The organism is Rheinheimera pleomorphica (genome assembly GCF_011634895.1).
In the GTDB taxonomy this organism is placed as follows: domain Bacteria; phylum Pseudomonadota; class Gammaproteobacteria; order Enterobacterales; family Alteromonadaceae; genus Alishewanella; species Alishewanella pleomorphica.
This window is the reverse complement of record NZ_SIRR01000012.1, coordinates 262,343-280,668: the sequence shown is the minus strand read 5'-3', so window position 1 is coordinate 280,668 and position 18,326 is coordinate 262,343. Positions and strand designations below refer to the sequence as shown.

Here is an 18,326-nt window from a genome sequence, read left to right as displayed (position 1 = left end):
AACGCTATGCCTAATACATTGGCTGACAGTATTAAACAAAAATTGCCGCTGCTGTTTCTGCTGCTGATATCCGTTAGTTGGGGCTTTTATTATCAGGGCGAACATTGGCTGAATGACTATGGCGTGGCTAACGTTGAGTGGTTGTATTTAATTGATGCCCTGCTGGTACTGCCGCTGCTGTGTTTTATTTGTATAAAAGATAAAAAGCAGGCGGCAATAAAAGCGGCTGTGTTGTGCAGTTTAGCGGTGCTGGTGGGTAGCTATATTATTCCGGCGCAAAGTAAACTGGTATGGCATTATCTGGAGTCTGGCCGCTATCTGCTCGTCGCGCTGTTTTTGCTGTTTGAGCTTGCCGCTGTGCTAACGGTGTATCTGGCCATCCGAAGTGCGCTGAAGCAACAAGCAGAACCAGATTTAGCCATTAGCCAACCCATTGAGCGGCTACTGGGAAAAGGGATAACCGCTGATATTCTTGCCTTTGAAACCCGGCTTTGGACCTACTTATTGTTTGCCAGCAAAATTAAGCCAGCGCAATTTCAGGGCGATAAGCATTTTAGTTATCACGTAAAAGATGGCGCACAAACTAATGCGCAGGGTTTTATCTTGCTGATTGCGCTGGAGCTGCCTCTGGTACATTTGTTTTTACATTTTGCCTGGTCGCCTTTGGCTGCCAATATCGTCAGCGGCCTAACCCTGTTTAGCCTGATGTTTTTTATTGCTGAGTATCGTGCCATGGCAATAAGGCCGGTATCCATTGGTGCTGAGCATATTTATATCCGCTACGGTATTTTTAACCGCCGGATAATACCACTGGCGAATATCTTCGTTATTCGCCGGCACAAAGGCTATGTCACACGCTCGAGCGATAGCAAAAGATACAACTTTGCCGGCGAGCCGAATATTGCTATCGAGCTGCGGCAGGCCGACGACAAAATTACCTATCTGTATCTAGGGCTGGATCAACCGCAGGCATTTATAGACTGCGTGCAGTTTAATATGCAATGCAACCAAAATAAGGATTAACGTGAAAAATATAACGGATATAGCGCCATTATTGGCGGTTTTATTGTTGTCTGGCTGTGTCACACACTATGAAGCACCACAGCAGAAGGGGCAGCCCGCCATGCAACCTGAGGTGCCGCAGAGCGCGCAGCAGGAAACGGTGAAGCCAAAGGTCGTCAGCAGCACCGTGTACACCGGTGTTCCTTATACACCGAAGCTATGGTCTGGTCATAAGATATTGACGTTGTCTGCAGAACAATGCGCCACCAAAGGTAAGGCGGTGCTAGAGACGTTGCAATTTGGCGCTGTGGTGCAAAATGGTCATTATGTGTACGGCAACTACCTGCAAAACCGCGCAGTAATAAAATGTGTAGCGCTTGAGTCCGGCAGTTTTGTGTATGTGGCCGTCGCCGGCAAACAAAAAGCAGCGGTAGAAACATTGCGTAATGAAATTGTCTGGCAATTTTAATAGACGGGGAAATTATGTATCAGGGTTCATGTTTATGTGGCGAAGTAGTGGTCGAAATCAGCGGGCCAATCAGCAGTATTATTCATTGCCATTGTTCATTGTGCCGTAAATCCAGTGGTACAGCGTTTGCCACTAACGGCTTTGTGCAGACCGTTGATTTCAAAATTGTAAAGGGGGCAAGCTGTTTAAGTCAGTTTACCTTTAAACCCGGGCGTTTACGGCACTTTTGCAGTAATTGCGGCTCACCGGTGTACAGCAGTAACGCGCAGGACCCCGCACGTCTTCGCATCCGGCTGGGTATTTTAACCAGCGACATTACTGAGCGGCCGCTGTCACATAATTTCTATAGCAGTAAAGCTAACTGGGAAGATTTAGATGCCGGCTTACCGCGTTATGACAGCTTTGAACCTGGCAGAACATAGACAGCAAATATGATGTTGTTCGACGGCAAATATGATTGTGTTGGCGTAACTCATACGGTGATAACGCAATGTCCGGTTCTGCGGCAAAGTTGTATTTGTTCTGTAGCTACATTCAGCTTGTGTTAACAAATTAAAGCTGCTAGGTTTACTGAACGTGGCCATATTGCAGCACTGTCATAAAAATGCCTTATAGTCATCATTTCCTCATCAGGATCAATTGCATAGGTTCAAAGTTAACGCTATAACAGAAGGGTACACATTGAGTATTGATGTTGTAACGGTAGTCATACTGCAGTCATGGAGGATGTACCAATGCGTGGAGTAAACGGCATTTTAGCAGCAATAACGCTTACGATAGTGGCGATAGTTAGCACGACAGTGCTGGCATCAGCACAGACCGTGCAATTTAACGCCAAGCAAAATGAATTATGCTGGCGTATGATTGAACAAAAAGCCAGCGGGCATTGTAAGTTACACTTCAGTTTTGCCGGCGGCAAGCCAGTTACCAACTTCCCTAAACGCGACATCATTGGTTATGCCGTAAGCGGCTTTAATGATGCCCGTAATAGTTATCCAACGTCTTTTCAGCAGCTTGAATATGCCTTGCAGTTTTTCTACTACAGCCTGGAACGTTTTCCGGTACGTGATAGCTTAAACTACATCCGCAGCGACGACGGACGTATTCAGTTATCGATGTCAATTCGCACTTCAACATCCAGCGGTTACAGTTTTATTCTGGCAGACAACGAAGCGCAGCTGCGACAGTTGGTGGCTAATCTGCAAAATGAGCATGCAGTCCGTGCCACCAACTATGTGCGCAGTATTGAAAAACTGTTTGCTGAATAGCGCAAACTGCTGCACTACAGGCTGTGTTTAGCCTGCCAGCGTTAACCTCGGCGCTGCCTGCTCCTGCCATATTACCGCCGCGCTTTGTTGGCGCTCCGGCAGTAAACTGGCGTTAGCCGTTAGAATATTGTCGATATATATCCAGTCGCACTGCACCGCATCACGGTTGATATTCAGTAGCATAAAACCACGGTCATACAGGTTGCAGTATTGCAAACCGTTAACCAATTGAACTAACCCGGCCTCAGTTGCTATTGCGCTGGCCCGATCAGGCAGGCCAATATATTGCTCCAACCCCGGCGACGTAACAGAAGCGGTTGCCAGCTCTACAGCCACTGGTGTGCCATCGGCAAGATCAAGGTGATTCGCCCAGGCGTTGTGAGTGTCACCGGCCAGTACAATCAGCTTTTTGCCCGCTGCATGAACCTGAGCCAGTATCTGTTCACGCTCGGCGGGGTAACCATCCCAGGCATCAAGATTATAGGGAATGGCTGGCAATTGCAGTAAGGCCAGCACCTGCGGCGTTAGCCTTGCCTGATTCGCGTTTAAATAGTGCAGTTGCTCTGCTGTCAGCGCAGGGTCGCCAGCCTGAGCTTGGGCGGCCAGTTGCGCCAACCCCGCCAGTTCAGCATAGTCACTGATACTTAGCTGCTGGCTGGCGATAGCGCCGGGCAGCAACATGGTGCCCATTAAGACCTGCTGGCCCAGCAATTGCCAGCGCGCATCTGATTGTGTCAGTTTATCCACTAACCATTGTAATTGCGTATTGCCCAATAAGGTCCGGTTTGGTTGCTGCACATCAGCCCTAAAGCGGGCGCTATCGAGCTGGCCACTGACCGGATCGGTATAGTTGGCATAGCTAAGTTGCTGATCACGGCCAATAACACGGGTATCGAGCATCAACAAGTTAACCAGATCGCCAAATTCAAACTGGCGGTAAATGGTCAGCTCATCATCGGTTGTCAGCGGCCGGATCGGCATCCATTCAAAGTAGGCTTTTAGTGCCGCCAGTTTACGCTGGTTAAAATCACCTTCCTGCGGTTGGTGGTTTTCAGCACCATCACGCCAGGTATCATTGGTAATTTCATGGTCATCCCAAACCGCAATAAAAGGCGCGGCGGCATGCAGTTGTTGCAATGCCTGATCCGCACGGTACTGCGCATAGCGGCTGCGATAATCATTCAGGCTGACAATCTCAACCGCTGGCTGTGGCTGCCGGCCCAGCGCGGCTGCATTTTCCGTTGCATAGCCATCAGAGCCGTATTCGTAGATATAATCACCCAAATGAATAACGGCGTCCAAATCGGCTATTTCAGCAGCTTTGCCATACACATGAAAATATCCGGTTGGATAGTTAGAGCAGGAAAACACAGCCAGCTTCACTGCCGTCACTCCGGCAGTGGCTAACGTCTTTGCCCGGCCAACAGGTGATGTAACGGTACCGGCCTGGAATCGGTAATAGTATTCCGTTGCGGCGTCCAGATCGCGAACGTCAATTTTAACGGTATAGTCACTCTGCGCGGACGTCGTGGTATCACCACTGCGGATAATACGGCTAAAGTTAGCATCTTCAGCCAGTTGCCACTGTACTGGCACAGTGGCCGCATCAGCACTAACCCGGGTCCAGAGTATTATCGCATCAGCAGCAGGGTCGCCACTGGCAACGCCATGTAAAAATTGTACCCGATAGGGTAATGCCACCGGTTCGCGGGTGTCACTGCTGCAACCAATCAACTGAGTTGAGAGCACTACAGAACCAAAGCCTGCGGCAGAGGCTTTCAAAAAATCACGACGAGTCAGTCTGGTCATTGTTATTCTCCTGGTTAGACCAGCGCAGTGAAGCAGAAAACCATGACAGTAATGTGATAGCTGTTATTAAACTGTTGTTTAACGTCAGCAAACGATATCGTCATTAGCCGGTTTTCGTGCTCTGGGGCATACTGCTATAGTCAATAGCAGCGCACAAACATGGGGTAACAACATGCAACTTACAGCACAACAATGGCGTGAACGTTTAACGGACGAGCAATACCGGGTTACCCGGCTTAAAGGCACTGAATATCCGTTTAGCGGTGAACTGCTACACAACGACAAAGCTGGCAGTTATCACTGTATTTGCTGCGGCACCGAGCTATTTAGCTCAGACAGCAAATTTGATGCCGGTTGCGGCTGGCCCAGCTTTTACAAGGCGCTGGCGGGCAAGGTAAAGTATCAGCCTGATAACAGTCATGGCATGCAGCGCACTGAAATTTTATGTGCTAACTGTGATGCACACCTGGGACATGTGTTTGATGATGGCCCTAAACCCACCGGTCAGCGTTACTGTGTTAACTCTATCTCATTGAGTTTTAGCGCTGAGGATGAATAAAAAAGCTGTAACTGTTGTCGTAGGCTTTCAACTTCTATTACAATACGCGCCGGCAGAGCAGCAGCGGCGCAGACCGTGCTTTGGCAACCCTATTAATTCATCTTACTGAAGTAAAAGGCCGACACATGACCCTATCGCACGCAGAACAGTATCAAAAGAGCTGGCAGGAACGCCAGGAATATGCCGAAAACATGCAGCCAATTATTGGCCGTCTGTACCGTAACAAGGGCATTGAAGTGGTGGTGTATGGCCGTCCGCTGGTTAATGCAACGACTATCGACATTATCAAAGCACATAAAAGTGTAGAACGTTTTGAAGGCCAAAAGCTGCGTCTGCGTGAAAGCTATCCGGTACTGGAAGCCATCAGCAAGATGAACCTGGCCCCGGGCCGGGTAGACATTGGTAAGCTGGCGTATGGCTATATTTATAAAAACGCGGCCAACGGCACTGAGTTAGAGCAATATTTAGCCCGCGAACTGGCTGAGCTGTTAGATCACGAAGATCAGGTAAAACCGGTTGATGTTGTGCTGTACGGTTTTGGCCGTATCGGCCGCTTATTAGCGCGGTTAATGTTAGAGCGCTCTGGTCCCAGCAGCAAATTACGCTTGCGTGCCATTGTGGTACGCGGCGGCAAAAAAGGTGATTTGGAAAAACGCGCCAGCCTGCTGCGCCGCGATTCTATTCACGGCCCGTTTAATGGCAGCATTACCGTGGATGAAGAAAACCAGGGCATAAAAGCCAATGGTACCTTTATCAAAGTCATTTATGCCAACTCACCAGAGCTGGTGGATTATACCCAGTATGGTATCAGCGATGCCTTAGTCGTAGATAACACCGGTATCTGGAAAGATGACAAAGAGCTGAGCATTCACTTCAAGAGTAAAGGCGCAGCCAAGGTACTGTTAACGGCACCGGCCAAAGGCGAAGTGCCAAATATCGTGTATGGCGTGAATCAGCATATGATTTTACCTGAGCATAAAATTGTCTCAGCCGCCAGCTGCACCACCAATGCCATTACGCCGGTGTTAAAAGCGCTGGAAGACGAGTTCGGTATCCGTAACGGCCATGTTGAAACCGTGCATTCGTACACTAACGATCAAAACCTGATTGATAACTTCCACAGCGCTGAGCGCCGTGGCCGTGCTGCGCCGCTAAACATGGTATTGACCTCTACCGGTGCTGCCAGTGCCGTGGCTAAAGCCTTACCACAGCTAAAAGGCAAGTTAACCGGTAATGCGATTCGTGTGCCGACGCCTAATGTGTCTATGGCAATTTTATCGCTGAATTTAAACCGCGAAACCAGCCGTGATGACATGAACGACTTCTTGCAGCGCACCTCGTTGTTTTCTGAGTTGCAGGATCAGATCGACTTCACCGCATCAACGGAGATCGTGTCGTCTGATTTGGTCGGTTCACGTTATGCCGGTGTCGTCGACTCGCAAGCAACCATCGTTGATGGCGATCGCTGCGTGTTGTATGTATGGTACGACAACGAGTTTGGTTACAGCACTCAGGTAATCCGCGTGATGAACGATATGGCTGGTATTAAGTATCCAACCCTGCCGGTAGCGCGTTAATCTGTGTCTTTATCGAAAAGCCGCTTTTAAGCGGCTTTTTCTTTGTGCTTAACCTGTTAGAATCTTTATCATATCTTCTGTGCATGGTGCTTTAGCGCTGTGACAGTTTTAGTTTTTTACAGCAACGGATTTAGTTATGAAAATTACCAGCAATTTTGACAGCGGCAATATCGAAGTTTTATCAGCCGACAGCCCGGATAATATTCAACTGGCTATTCGCAAAGACAATCAGTCAGACTTTTACCAGTGGTTTCATTTTCGTTTAAGCACCGAGCATGCGCAGGAGCATACCCTGGTGATCACTAATGCGGGTGATTCGGCGTATCCGGATGGTTGGAAAGACTATCAGGCTGTGGCGTCGTACGACAGACAAACCTGGTTTCGGGTAGACACCGAGTACGATGGTAAGGCACTAACCATTAAGCATTTTCCGGAAGCCGAGTCAGTGTATTTTGCCTATTTTGCGCCGTACAGCTACGAGCGCCACATGGACTTGCTGCACCAGGCGCAGTGTGATTATAACTGCCAGCTGGTGGAGCTTGGCGAGACGCTTGACGGCCGTGATATGAGCCTGCTGATTGTTGGTGAACCGGAAGAGGGCAAAAAGAAAATTTGGATCACAGCGCGTCAGCATCCGGGTGAAACCATGGCCGAGTGGCTGGTTGAAGGCCTGCTAGACCGTTTATTAGATGAAGACGACGGCGTAGCACGCTTATTGCTGGATAAAGCGGTATTTTACATCGTACCAAACATGAACCCGGATGGCTCAGTGCGCGGCCATTTACGCACTAACGCCGCCGGAATGAACTTAAACCGCGAATGGTTAAACCCGTCGATGGAGAAAAGCCCGGAAGTGTACCTGGTACGGCAAAAAATGTTGGAAACCGGCGTTGACCTGTTCCTTGATATGCACGGTGATGAAAACCTGCCATACAACTTTGTTGCCGGCACTGAAGGTGTACCGTCATACAATACGCGGATTAAAGAGCTAGAAGACCTGTTTAAGCAAACCCTTTTGACGGTTACACCAGAGTTTCAAACCGAGTTTGGTTATGACTTAGACGAACCGGGTAAAGCCAATATGACTGTAGCAACGGCCTGGGTTGGCGAGCAGTTTAACTGCCTGGCTTACACAGTGGAAATGCCCTTTAAAGACAATGCTAACTTGCCCGATGCGGCTTATGGCTGGTCTGATGTACGCTCAATGAAACTGGGCCAGGACATGCTACCGGCCATTTTGGCGGTGGTTGATAAACTGCGTTAATCGCGTGATGTTAAGCGCCCGATCACGCTCTGTACTGCTGGCGTCCGTTATGCTGACGCTCAGCAGCTGTGCAACCTTGCAGCAATGGCTTGCTGTGTCGCCACTGCCGGTCAGCAGCCAGACGTCGTCGCAGCGCTTTGCCCTTAGCTCGGCTAACAAGGTAGGTCAGCTTGATCTGCGCTGGCCTGATCACAGCAGTAACAGGGCGCTGGTTAACAATCGTGCAGGTTTTAACGCCTACAAAGGGCAGGGCCAGTTACTGCTGCAGCTGGGAACAGCGACAGCGCTGACGCTGCGCATTAATGACAAAACGTTGCCACTGCAGCCAGAACCCAGCCTGGGTCAGCATCTGTTACTGGATATCAGCACTGTTACACGTAATGGGTTAAATCAGCTGGAATTGGTTGATATTAAACCGTTAGGGGCGCAAGTGCGGCTGGTAGTGCCATATCCGCAGCTGATAACAGGCAGCGCAGAGTCGGCAGGTTTTGCGCTGGCACAACTTGAACAGCTGGATGCGCTTATCGAGCGCGAAGTAACGCAGGGTTTTCCTGGCGCAGTATTGCTGATTGCTAAAGATGGCAAAATCGTTAAACACACGGCTTATGGTTATGCCAGCCGATATGCCAGCGATGGCAGCAGCCTGGCGCAGCCCGAGCCGATGCAAACCAATACGCTGTTTGATTTGGCCTCTAACACCAAAATGTACGCCACTAACTATGCGTTAATGCAGTTAGTCAGCCAGGGCAAGCTCGATCTTAAAGCACCAATAGCGCAATATCTGCATGAATACGTAGGCGAGGGCCGGGACAGTCGGCTGGTCAGTGACTTGCTATACCACAATGCCGGTTATCCCCCAGAGGTGCATTTTCACCGGCCGGATAATCGGCACGGGCCGGCGTTTTACTCAACCGATCGCCAGCTTAGTATGCAGCTGATTGCCACTAAGGTGCCGTTTGAACGTGAGCGTGGCGGCAAGGCGGTGTACAGCGACATAGATTATATGTTGCTGGGGCTTATTATTGAGCGCCTTACCGGCATGGCGCAGGACGAGTATCTGGAACAGCATTTATATCAGCCAATGGGCTTGCAACACAGCCTGTTTAATCCGTTACGAAAAGGCATTAGCCCGGCACAAATCGCCGCGACTGAACTGGACGGCAACAGCCGTGGTGGCAGAGTGCTGTTTCCGGCCGATAAACGCGGGGTAGTGCGGGGGGACGTGCATGACGAAAAAGCCCGCTACGCCTTTGACGGTGTAGCCGGCCATGCCGGCTTGTTTTCTACCGCAGAAGACACCGCCAGGCTGGCACTGCTGGCGCTGCACGGTGGTTATGGTTTAACGCCGGTATTTAGCCAAGCGGTGTTGCAACAGTTTGTCCGGCCTTCGGTTAGCGACCACACTGTTGGCCTGGGGTGGCGTACAGCGACCGGAGGGGATCTAAACTGGCATTTTGGCCCTTATGCCAGTGCTTATGCCTTCGGCCATACCGGCTGGACCGGTACAGCAACGTTGATTGACCCTTACTACAACCTGGTCGTGGTGTTGTTAACCAATAAAAAGCACAGCCCGGTATTAACGCAGGGCGATAATGGCTATTATTTTGCCGGAGATAAATTTGAAACTGGTATGTATGGTAGCATCATGAGTAAAATATATCAGGCGCTGCAATAGCAGTTGGCGCATCACTTCAATTTCAATCAGAGCAATACAAGGTACCGGCAGTATGGCGATTGTATCCTGTCCGTTTTGCGGGCATAAAGTGTCAGATAAAGCCGCCGAATGCAGCAAATGCAGCAGCGACTTAAGCAATTTAACCCCGGAAAAAATGGCATCGCTGGCCCGGAATAAGGCGTTAGATAAAAGCCAGAGCCTGGTGAATCACTCGATGTTAGCCCTGCTGTTGTTTTTATCTGGTTTTGGCTTAATGTACTGGTGGAACCCCGAGCCTGGTGGCGTGCAGCAGATACTTGCCGGCGCTGCCATTGGTATTGGATTTTGTTGGTACATTATTACCCGCATTCGCATTATGTTGTTAAAGAGAAAAAAATAGCATGGACTTTACCGCACTGGTGCAGGCAATGACGCCTGACACCTATGAAAAACTGGCAGAAGCCGTGGCGACGGGCCGCTGGGCTGATGGCAATCGGCTAAGCGACGCTCAGCGCGAACATAGCCTGCAATTGGTGATGGCCTATCAGGCACAGGTGTTAAAGTCTGAACAGTTGTTTACCATCGGTGCTGATGGCCAGATGATCCAAAAATCCAAAGCCGAATTGAAAAAACAATTCGACACTCCGTCGTCTATTGCAAGGTTTTCGCACGATGATCTTTAAACGTTTTTTTAAACCGAAATGGCAACATGCCGATGCTGCAGTACGTCAACAGGCCATTGCCGAGCTAAACCGTGACGATCAGAACCATAAAACCGTATTGCACGAACTGGCATTTAACGATGGCGCCGAAGCCGTGCGCAAAGCCGCATTGCTAAAATTAAACGACTTTGCTCTGTGGTGGCAGGCCAGTAAGCACGACAATGCCGAACGTTTACAGCAGTTAGCAGAGCAAACCCTGATCCAGCAATTACTGGATAATCAGGTAGAGCCAAAACTGAAACAGCAGTTTATTACCCAGTGCAACCGCAGCAGCATCTTAGAGCAATTGGCACAAACTGAAACCGACACCAGTATTAAATTCAGTCTGTTACAACGCTTAAACAAAACTGAGCTCAATATTAAAGCGCTGCAGGATAACCAGTTATCACTGGCGCAAAAGCAGCAGTTATTGTTTCCCATAAATGATGAGAAAACGCTGGAAAAACTGACCAAACAGCTGGACGGTGAGCTATTAGCCGATGTTCAGCATAAATTGCAGCAATTACAGCAAGACAAACAAAAGCCGCTACAGCTGCGTAAACAATTGACATTATTGCTGGCAAAACTGAATGCACTGCGTGAACGCGTGAGCCTGGCCGAGATACCGGCGCAACTGGCGGAGTATCAGCAGCAATGGCAAGCGCTTACGCCTGAGCTACCTTGTCTGGGCACTGAAGCAGACGAATTTCGCAATAAGTATGACAAAATTTGTCAGCACACTGAGCAGTGGCTGGCGCCGCGGCTGGCACAGCTGCAACAGCAGCAAGCTGAACAGGTTGCCACAGCGGCCCGAAGCGCCCAGCAACAGCAATTTGCTGCGCAGCTCAGCGCGCTGGAGCAGGCGTTACAGCAGGCGCTGTTGGCCACAGATATCAGTAGTGCACAACAACTGGAGCAACAGCTGAATACGCTAGAGCAACAATTGCAGCACGCTGATGTTGAGGATAACACCGCCTTACAAAAACGTCTGGCAACCCTGAAACAGCAGCTGGCACAGTTGCCACAGCTGGCGGAACAACTGACTCAGTTAACGCGTCTGCTGGCCGACTGGGCGGCGCTGGCGGTGCCGGCCACCGGCGAGGCCTATCAGCAACAATTGCCACAAGTTCAGCAATATCAACAAGACTGGCGTCATATCAGTAAGCAGCTGCCAATAGCCGTGCCCGACAGTTTGCTGCAGGCAAAAGCGGCCTTGGCAGCGCAATGGCAACAGCTGTCGGCACAGTTTAACGCCGAAGCCGATAAACTGCAGCGGCAATGCCGCAGTAAGCTGGCGCAGTTTCGCCGGCTATACAGTGCTGGCAAATATAAAGTGCTGTTCGGTTTGTTTAAGGGCATTACCGACGATTACCAGCAATTGAGTGCGCAGCAGCAAGCTCTGCTGAGCAAAGATTACGAATTTGCCCGTGAAAAACAGGCTGAGCTGGCAGACTGGCAAGAGTATATCGCTACACCGCGCAAGCAAGAGCTGGTTGCGCAGATGCAGCAGCTAACCGACGATCTGGCAGATAAGCATATTCATCAGCGGGTAGAGCAAGTTAAGCAGGCCAGAGCTACCTGGAACAGTTTGGGTAAAGCTGATCCTGCATTGGACGAGCAACTTAATGCCGCCTTTGATCAGGCGTGTGAGCAGGCATTTGCTCCTTGCCGGCGTTATTTTGCTGCGCAAGATGCACAACGTAGCGCCCATGTTGTTCAGCGGCAACATCTAATCGCTCAGGCGCAGCAATTGCAGACACAGCAGCTGGATACAAAAGCGCTGGACAGCGCTTTGCAGCAACTGAAGCAAGCCTGGCAGCAAGCCGGTGCGGTCGATAAACAACAATTTACTGTGTTAAACGACCAGTTTAATCAGGCATTACAACCACTGCGGCAGCAATTAAACGCCAGCCAGCAGCAGGCTGCTGATGCTAAACAACAGCTTATTACCCAAGCTGAAGCGGCATTACAACTGAGTGACGCCAACCAGACAGCAAAGGTACTGAAAGCGTGTCAGCAACAATGGAAAACACTGGGCAGCGCTGCGCGTAAACAGGATCAGGCATTGTGGTTACAGTTCCGTGCGCTGTGTGATGGCTTTTTTAATGCCCGCTCTGCGCAGTTTGAACAACAAAAGCACGCTGAGCAGGCGGAACTGGCCGAGTTGAATAACACTCTTCAGGTGTTGTCCGCGCAGTTAACGCAGGCACAACAGCCGGCAGATTTTACTCTGTTGCAGCAACAACTGCAGGCGCTTAACGGTCAAAGCCCGGCGGCGCAACAAGCTGTGCGGCAACTGAACGAGCAATTGCAAGTTAAACAACAGCATTGGCAACAGCAGCAGCAACACGCTGAGTTTAGCCAGATGTTTGAATTACTAACTGACAGCCAGTTAAGCGCAGAGCAATTACCGGCCGCTTATCGTGATGACTTTGGTAAACAACAGGAACAGCAGTTTACCCGCGAACAGTTAACACTGGCGCTGGAACTGCTTGCGAATGTGCCGTCACCGGCCGCTGCTCAGACAGCACGACAACAGGTACAGTTGATGCTGTTATCAGACAAGCATAATCAGGGGATCGCACTGGACAAGCACAGCTTGCTTAAACGCTGGTTACAGTTTGGCCCGCTAAGCGCGGCGGAGTTACCCTTACTGGCAAGAATTAAACCGCTATTTGTCTGATGCTCTGACTGACCACGGATTAATCCGTGGTCAGTTCTCCGCGTAAGTTTTGCTGCATGTGTTGCCTGATCTGTTCTGGTGTTAAATCCTTACTTAACAGGTAGTGCAACTTGGTCAGGGCGGCTTCCAGCGTCATATCATAACCACTTATTACACCAGATTGCGCCAGGGCATTACCGGTGGCATAACCCTGCATATTCACCTTACCTTTAAAGCACTGAGTACAGTTAACAATGATCACGCCATTGTCGCTGGCATCGCGTAAAATCTGTAACAACTCTGGCCGCTGCGGCGCATTGCCGACACCAAAAGACTTAATGATCAGCGCCCGTACCGGGGCGGTGATCATGTTCTTGATGACGTCGGTGCTGATCCCCGGGTATAGCGTAACAACGCTGATCGGTTGTGGTATCACTTTAGCTAGTGTCAGGGGGGCCGCAACATCTACCTGACTTAACTTACCCGCAATAAGATTTATATGAATACCGGCTTCAAGCAGTGCCGGAAAATTAGGTGAGGCAAAGGCATTAAAGCCACTGGCATCGGCTTTGGTTGCGCGGTTGCCACGAAATAACTGATTGTTGAAAAACAACGCCACTTCAGCAATAGGGTAGTTGGCGGCCAAATACAGCGCATTGAGCAAGTTTACCTGGCCATCAGAGCGCATTTGCGCCAGCGGAATTTGCGAGCCGGTAATAATGACGGGTTTTTGCAGATTTTCCAGCATAAAAGACAGTGCCGAGGCGGTGTAAGCCATAGTGTCGGTGCCATGCAGTACCACAAAGCCATCGTACTTATCATATTGCTGCTGAATATCTTCGGCGATATGACGCCAGTGCTCAGGTGTCATGTCAGAGGAGTCAATCACCGGGTGATACTCATGAATATCAAATAATGGCATCTCTGGCCGGTAAAATTCCGGCATGCGTTTTACCGTGTCGGTTAAAAAACCCGGCACAGGCACATAGCCTTGCGCTGAATGTTGCATGCCGATGGTGCCGCCGGTGTAGGCGACATAAATACGTTTTCTGCTCATTTTGCGGTGATACCGTTAAAAAAATGCCCGGTCAGTGCCGGGCATTGTAATAGAACTTATTCGCGCTGTCAGTTAATGCTGCAGCTGACGCAATAAGAGTAAACACCGTTTGGATCGTTAAACTGGTTTAACAATACAAAATCCTGTTTTAATTGCTGCGTCAGTTTACCCAGCAGTTTTTGCTCGGCGCTAACGGCCGTTTCAGGCAGCCAGCCCTGCGCTTTGGCTTCACCCAGTAAGTCTTTAATCATTTGCTCGCTGGGCGACAGCTTCTGCTGTACTACTTTAACGTCGTACATGGTTAGACCGGCTTTATCAGCGGCCGCTTTTACGGCATCATCCAGCGTGCCCAGCTTATCGACCAAGCCCAGTTCCAGGGCTTTACGGCCAGTCCAAACCCGGCCTTGGGCTACTTTATCTACCTCGGCATTACTCATGTTGCGGTTTTCACCAACCAGGGTTAAAAACTCGGTATAGCCGCGCTCTATCAGTAACTGGAATAAGTCTTGCGCCTTGCTGTTCAGGCCCTGAAACAACGGCAGGCCACCTGATAAACCGGCTAATTCCGTGGTACCCACGCCATCAACATTTAAACCCAGCACCGGCATGGCATCTTCAGCGGTATGAATTAACCCAAAGATACCGATAGAGCCGGTAATAGTGGTTGGAGCGGCCCAAATCTCATTGGCCGGTGCGGCTATCCAGTAACCGCCAGACGCTGCAACGGCGCCCATCGAGGCAATCACAGGTTTACCGGCTTCGCGCAATAAACGGATCTCCTGACCAATTACCTCAGAGGCATAAGCGCTGCCGCCGGGGCTGTCAATTCGCAGTACAACCGCCTTAATTTTATCGTCATGGCGCGCCTGGCGCAGCAACGCTGCCGTAGAGTCACCGCCAACGCTGCCAGCTTTAGCAGTACCATCAACAATAACGCCACGGGCGACTACCACACCGACCTTATCGGTGAGCGGGTTATCAAACTGCTGTGCGGGTATGACTAAATCAGCGTAATCGCTAAAGGTGACATGATTATAAGTATGTTCATCGTTTTCTCCGACCAGAGCGATTAAATCACGGCGGAAGGCTTCGCGGCTTTTTATCGTATCTACCAGGCCAGCGTTAACGGCATACTGGCTTAAGTCACCGTCAGCGGCTTGCAGTTTTTCCAGCAGGGCATCGAACGTTTCGTCAAAGTTATCGGCGCTAAAACCACGACGCTGTGCCACCTGGGTTTTATAATCAGACCACAGCTCGTTTAACCAGGCACTGTTTGCTTCTTTGGCTTCGGCCGACATATCATTGCGTAAAAACGGCTCTACCGCTGACTTATAAGTACCAACGCGAAACACATGGGTATTAATTTTCAGTTTTTCCAGCGCATTTTTGTAATACATCGGGTAGCTGCCATAGCCTTCCAGTAACACGGCGCCCATAGGGCTTAAATTAATTTCATCGGCGTAACTGGCCAGGTAGTACTGGGTTTGGCCATAAAAGCCGCCATACGCGAATACTTTTTTACCGGCCGCTTTAAAGGCGGTAATGGCCTCACCAATGCGCTGCATTTTATCCAGTGAACCACGGCCAAGCATTGATAAATCCAGCACCATAGCCTGAATACGGTTATCGTTAGCCGCTTTATTAATCACCGTTACCACATCACTGACCAATACCTCTGGTGCTTCTTCCTGGCCGCCCAGGCTTTCGTTGATCGCGGTAGCGATGGGATCTGTCCAGCGTTTTTCTTCCACCAGATCGCCAGTCAAATTCAGTACCAATGCTGCAGTAGGGGGCACGTCTACCTTGTCATCACCGCTGAAAATTGACACCGCAATCAGGCAGACAACCAGAATAAACAGCAGGTTCAGGATTACAGAGCGAAAGCCGCGGTATACCCGGCCAATGGCGCTGAACAACCGGCGAATAAGGCCAGATTTTTTTTCAGTCATGAAGGTTTCCTGTTATTAACATTACAATTTTTGCATATTGGTATGCTAAACAATTTGGCCGCAAAGGCTAAGTGGAATTTGTAAGTAAATGTGTAACACTACACAGCAGTACAGCCATAGCTTGCTATCGGCTGACAAAGCGGCTAAAGTCTGCCTCAAACAACAGGTACGACCAGAGAGGGTGATGTGGCATACCAAAAATTATTACAACCACTGGATCTGGGGTTCACCCAGTTAAAAAACCGCGTCATTATGGGCTCGATGCACACGGGCCTGGAAGAGGAGAAGCAAGGCTTTGCCAAGCTGGCCGCCTTTTATGCCGAGCGGGCCAAAGGTGGTGTAGGCCTGATTATTACCGGAGGCATCAGCCCGAACTTTCGCGGCAATTTAGTGCCTTTTGGCAGCCAGTTAAGCTTTTGGTGGCAAACTGGTAAACATAAGCAGGTGACCCAGGCAGTGCACCAGTATGGCGCGAAGATTTGCTTACAGTTGTTGCATGCCGGACGCTACGGTTATCACCCGTTTAGTGTGGCACCGAGCAACATTAAGTCACCGATAACGCCATTTAAGCCGTCACAGATGTCAGGCCGGCAGGTACGTGGCACGATTAAAGATTTTGCCCATGCAGCAAAACTGGCAAAAAAGGCCGGTTATGATGGCGTTGAAGTGATGGGCTCGGAAGGCTACTTAATTAATCAGTTTATTTGCTCGCGCACCAACCAGCGCAGCGATGAATGGGGGGGGAGCTTTACTAATCGTTGCCGCTTTGCCATTGAAACGGTAAAAGCAGTGCGCCAGGCTTGTGGTGACGATTTTATTATTATTTACCGTTTGTCGATGCTGGATTTAGTCGAGGATGGCAACAGCTATGATGAAGTAGTGGCGCTGGCCAGGGCGATACAGGATGCCGGCGCAAGCCTGATTAACACCGGTATTGGCTGGCACGAAGCCCGGGTGCCGACCATTGGCACCATGGTACCGCGTGCGGCCTTTAGCTGGGTCACTGAGAAAGTTAAGGCAGAAATAACGATTCCCGTTATCGCCACAAACCGGATAAACGACCCGCAGGTGGCAGAAGACATTCTTGCCAACGGCCAGGCCGATATGGTGTGCATGGCACGGCCGTTTTTAGCCGATGCCGACTTTGTCAATAAAGCGGCGGCTGATCAGGCTGAGCTAATCAATACCTGCATTGCCTGTAATCAGGCTTGTCTTGACCATGTGTTTCAAAATAAACGTGCCAGCTGCCTGGTTAACCCACGCGCGTGCTATGAAACCGAGCTTAATTTTACCCCGGCGTCACAGCGTAAAAAAATTGCGGTCGTGGGCGCAGGCCCGGCGGGCCTGGCATTTAGTGTTTATGCCGCACAACGTGGCCATGAGGTGCATTTGTTTGATAAATCGCACCAGATTGGTGGCCAGTTTAACTACGCTAAGCAAATTCCCGGCAAAGAAGAATTTCATGAAACACTGCGCTATTTTGGCCGGATGCTGGAGCTGCACGCAGTAAAACTGCATTTAAATGCTGTGCAAACGGCAGACACGCTGGCTGCAGCAGGGTTTGATGAAGTGGTGCTGGCCACTGGTATAGTGCCGCGTGATATTGGTTTGGCTGGCAGCGAACATGCTAAGGTGCTGAGCTACCTGGATGTGCTGCGCGATCATAAAGCAGTTGGCAAACATGTAGCCATTATCGGCGCCGGTGGTATTGGTTTTGATGTCGCGGAATACTTAACTGAACCGCATTCATTAACCTTGCAACCCGAGGCCTGGCTTAAAGACTGGGGTATTGATAAAGGCTATCAGGCCCGGGGGGCTTTACTGCCGGATCAGCCAACGCAGCCGTCAGAGCGCAAAGTTTACCTGCTGCAGCGTAAAACATCGAAAGTGGGTGCGGGGCTTGGCAAAACCACCGGTTGGATCCACCGTGCGTCGCTGAAGAAAAAAGGCGTCGAGATGATAGCCGGCGTTAACTACGTGAAGGTGGATGACAATGGCCTGTGGGTAGAAATAGCCGGTGAGGAGCGTTGTCTGAATGTGGATAATGTGATTATCTGCGCCGGTCAGGAGCCATTGCGCGACCTGGTCAGCGGTCTGCAGCAGCACGGTATTACACCACACCTGATTGGCGGTGCCGATGTGGCCGCTGAGCTTGATGCCAAACGTGCCATCCGTCAGGGCGCTGAGCTGGCGGCAGCCATTTAGGCTGTGCAATTAATGCACCCGGCCCGCACTATTTTGGTGCGGGCCGGCAAGCGTAGCACCAAAGCGGTGCTTATGTCATATCCGGGTCATAATTCACTCCTATCTTGAGCTGACGCAAAGCGTTATTCTGTCTAAGCGCTAGGCTTTTGT

Annotated in this window: 15 protein-coding genes; 12 read left to right on the top strand and 3 right to left on the bottom strand. The window is 50.2% G+C overall.

The genetic code is table 11. The features are described from left to right. Positions 1 to 6: 6 nt before the first annotated feature. The 4 genes from EYB30_RS14420 to EYB30_RS14405 all read left to right on the top strand — a co-directional run bounded on the left by EYB30_RS14420 (position 7) and on the right by EYB30_RS14405 (position 2,739). The gene (locus EYB30_RS14420) at positions 7 to 1,023 is read left to right on the top strand and encodes a hypothetical protein (RefSeq protein WP_206674652.1); all 1,017 of its coding nucleotides are present in this window, start codon (positions 7 to 9) and stop codon (positions 1,021 to 1,023) included. A gap of 1 nt (position 1,024) precedes the next feature. Next, the gene (locus EYB30_RS14415) at positions 1,025 to 1,471 is read left to right on the top strand and encodes a hypothetical protein (RefSeq protein ID WP_166839604.1); all 447 of its coding nucleotides are present in this window, start codon (positions 1,025 to 1,027) and stop codon (positions 1,469 to 1,471) included. Positions 1,472 to 1,485: 14 nt separating this feature from the next. Then, complete coding sequence (locus EYB30_RS14410; RefSeq protein ID WP_166839603.1) at positions 1,486 to 1,893, top strand: GFA family protein; 408 nt, start codon at positions 1,486 to 1,488, stop codon at positions 1,891 to 1,893. Positions 1,894 to 2,205: 312 nt separating this feature from the next. Then, positions 2,206 to 2,739 (top strand): hypothetical protein, encoded by a 534-nt coding sequence (locus EYB30_RS14405; protein ID WP_166839602.1) that lies wholly within the window; start codon positions 2,206 to 2,208, stop codon positions 2,737 to 2,739. A 27-nt stretch (positions 2,740 to 2,766) separates the two neighbouring features. Here the strand turns inward: EYB30_RS14405 and EYB30_RS14400 are convergent, their stop codons facing one another. Further along, positions 2,767 to 4,548, bottom strand: coding sequence for an alkaline phosphatase D family protein (locus EYB30_RS14400; protein ID WP_166839601.1), 1,782 nt, complete (start codon positions 4,546 to 4,548; stop codon positions 2,767 to 2,769). A 172-nt stretch (positions 4,549 to 4,720) separates the two neighbouring features. On the opposite strand from EYB30_RS14400, the gene msrB reads away from it, so the two are divergent. The 7 genes from msrB (at position 4,721) to EYB30_RS14365 (ending at position 12,986) form a co-directional block, all read left to right on the top strand. Continuing rightward, positions 4,721 to 5,107 carry a peptide-methionine (R)-S-oxide reductase MsrB gene (gene msrB / locus EYB30_RS14395; RefSeq protein WP_166839600.1) on the top strand — a complete coding sequence of 129 codons (387 nt, stop codon included), beginning with the start codon at positions 4,721 to 4,723 and terminating at the stop codon, positions 5,105 to 5,107. Between the two features lie 125 nt (positions 5,108 to 5,232). Beyond that, positions 5,233 to 6,684 (top strand): glyceraldehyde-3-phosphate dehydrogenase, encoded by a 1,452-nt coding sequence (locus EYB30_RS14390; RefSeq protein WP_166839599.1) that lies wholly within the window; start codon positions 5,233 to 5,235, stop codon positions 6,682 to 6,684. A 136-nt stretch (positions 6,685 to 6,820) separates the two neighbouring features. Next, positions 6,821 to 7,948, top strand: coding sequence for a M14 family metallopeptidase (locus EYB30_RS14385; protein WP_166839598.1), 1,128 nt, complete (start codon positions 6,821 to 6,823; stop codon positions 7,946 to 7,948). Between the two features lie 49 nt (positions 7,949 to 7,997). Then, the gene (gene pbp4b, locus EYB30_RS14380) at positions 7,998 to 9,623 is read left to right on the top strand and encodes a penicillin binding protein PBP4B (protein ID WP_166839597.1); all 1,626 of its coding nucleotides are present in this window, start codon (positions 7,998 to 8,000) and stop codon (positions 9,621 to 9,623) included. A gap of 52 nt (positions 9,624 to 9,675) precedes the next feature. After that, positions 9,676 to 10,002 (top strand): zinc ribbon domain-containing protein, encoded by a 327-nt coding sequence (locus EYB30_RS14375; RefSeq protein WP_166839596.1) that lies wholly within the window; start codon positions 9,676 to 9,678, stop codon positions 10,000 to 10,002. A 1-nt stretch (position 10,003) separates the two neighbouring features. Continuing rightward, positions 10,004 to 10,285 carry a YeaC family protein gene (locus tag EYB30_RS14370; RefSeq protein WP_166839595.1) on the top strand — a complete coding sequence of 94 codons (282 nt, stop codon included), beginning with the start codon at positions 10,004 to 10,006 and terminating at the stop codon, positions 10,283 to 10,285. Further along, positions 10,275 to 12,986, top strand: a complete 2,712-nt coding sequence (locus EYB30_RS14365; RefSeq protein WP_166839594.1) for a DUF349 domain-containing protein — start codon at positions 10,275 to 10,277, stop codon at positions 12,984 to 12,986. Before EYB30_RS14370 ends, EYB30_RS14365 begins: the two co-directional genes overlap by 11 nt. A 19-nt stretch (positions 12,987 to 13,005) precedes the next feature. Here EYB30_RS14365 and ansA read toward each other — a convergent pair whose 3' ends face one another. Beyond that, positions 13,006 to 14,022: an asparaginase gene (gene ansA, locus EYB30_RS14360; protein WP_166839593.1), complete on the bottom strand. Its 1,017-nt coding sequence runs from the start codon at positions 14,020 to 14,022 to the stop codon at positions 13,006 to 13,008. Between the two features lie 68 nt (positions 14,023 to 14,090). Continuing rightward, positions 14,091 to 15,971, bottom strand: coding sequence for a signal peptide peptidase SppA (gene sppA / locus EYB30_RS14355; RefSeq protein ID WP_166839592.1), 1,881 nt, complete (start codon positions 15,969 to 15,971; stop codon positions 14,091 to 14,093). A gap of 186 nt (positions 15,972 to 16,157) precedes the next feature. Here sppA and EYB30_RS14350 point away from each other — a divergent pair, with 186 nt between their 5' ends. Beyond that, entirely contained in the window at positions 16,158 to 18,176 is a 2,019-nt protein-coding gene (locus EYB30_RS14350) for an NADPH-dependent 2,4-dienoyl-CoA reductase (RefSeq protein ID WP_166839591.1), read from the top strand. Positions 18,177 to 18,326 lie beyond the last annotated feature (150 nt).

What these genes read in the sequence shown, in the direction of transcription:
- EYB30_RS14420 (WP_206674652.1), top strand. Translation starts at nt 7, where the DNA reads ATGCCTAATACATTGGCTGACAGTATTAAACAAAAATTGCCGCTGCTG.
- EYB30_RS14410 (WP_166839603.1), top strand. Translation starts at nt 1,486, where the DNA reads ATGTATCAGGGTTCATGTTTATGTGGCGAAGTAGTGGTCGAAATCAGC.
- EYB30_RS14405 (WP_166839602.1), top strand. Translation starts at nt 2,206, where the DNA reads ATGCGTGGAGTAAACGGCATTTTAGCAGCAATAACGCTTACGATAGTG.
- EYB30_RS14400 (WP_166839601.1), bottom strand. Translation starts at nt 4,548, where the DNA reads ATGACCAGACTGACTCGTCGTGATTTTTTGAAAGCCTCTGCCGCAGGC.
- msrB (WP_166839600.1), top strand. Translation starts at nt 4,721, where the DNA reads ATGCAACTTACAGCACAACAATGGCGTGAACGTTTAACGGACGAGCAA.
- EYB30_RS14390 (WP_166839599.1), top strand. Translation starts at nt 5,233, where the DNA reads ATGACCCTATCGCACGCAGAACAGTATCAAAAGAGCTGGCAGGAACGC.
- EYB30_RS14385 (WP_166839598.1), top strand. Translation starts at nt 6,821, where the DNA reads ATGAAAATTACCAGCAATTTTGACAGCGGCAATATCGAAGTTTTATCA.
- pbp4b (WP_166839597.1), top strand. Translation starts at nt 7,998, where the DNA reads ATGCTGACGCTCAGCAGCTGTGCAACCTTGCAGCAATGGCTTGCTGTG.
- EYB30_RS14375 (WP_166839596.1), top strand. Translation starts at nt 9,676, where the DNA reads ATGGCGATTGTATCCTGTCCGTTTTGCGGGCATAAAGTGTCAGATAAA.
- EYB30_RS14370 (WP_166839595.1), top strand. Translation starts at nt 10,004, where the DNA reads ATGGACTTTACCGCACTGGTGCAGGCAATGACGCCTGACACCTATGAA.
- EYB30_RS14365 (WP_166839594.1), top strand. Translation starts at nt 10,275, where the DNA reads ATGATCTTTAAACGTTTTTTTAAACCGAAATGGCAACATGCCGATGCT.
- ansA (WP_166839593.1), bottom strand. Translation starts at nt 14,022, where the DNA reads ATGAGCAGAAAACGTATTTATGTCGCCTACACCGGCGGCACCATCGGC.
- sppA (WP_166839592.1), bottom strand. Translation starts at nt 15,971, where the DNA reads ATGACTGAAAAAAAATCTGGCCTTATTCGCCGGTTGTTCAGCGCCATT.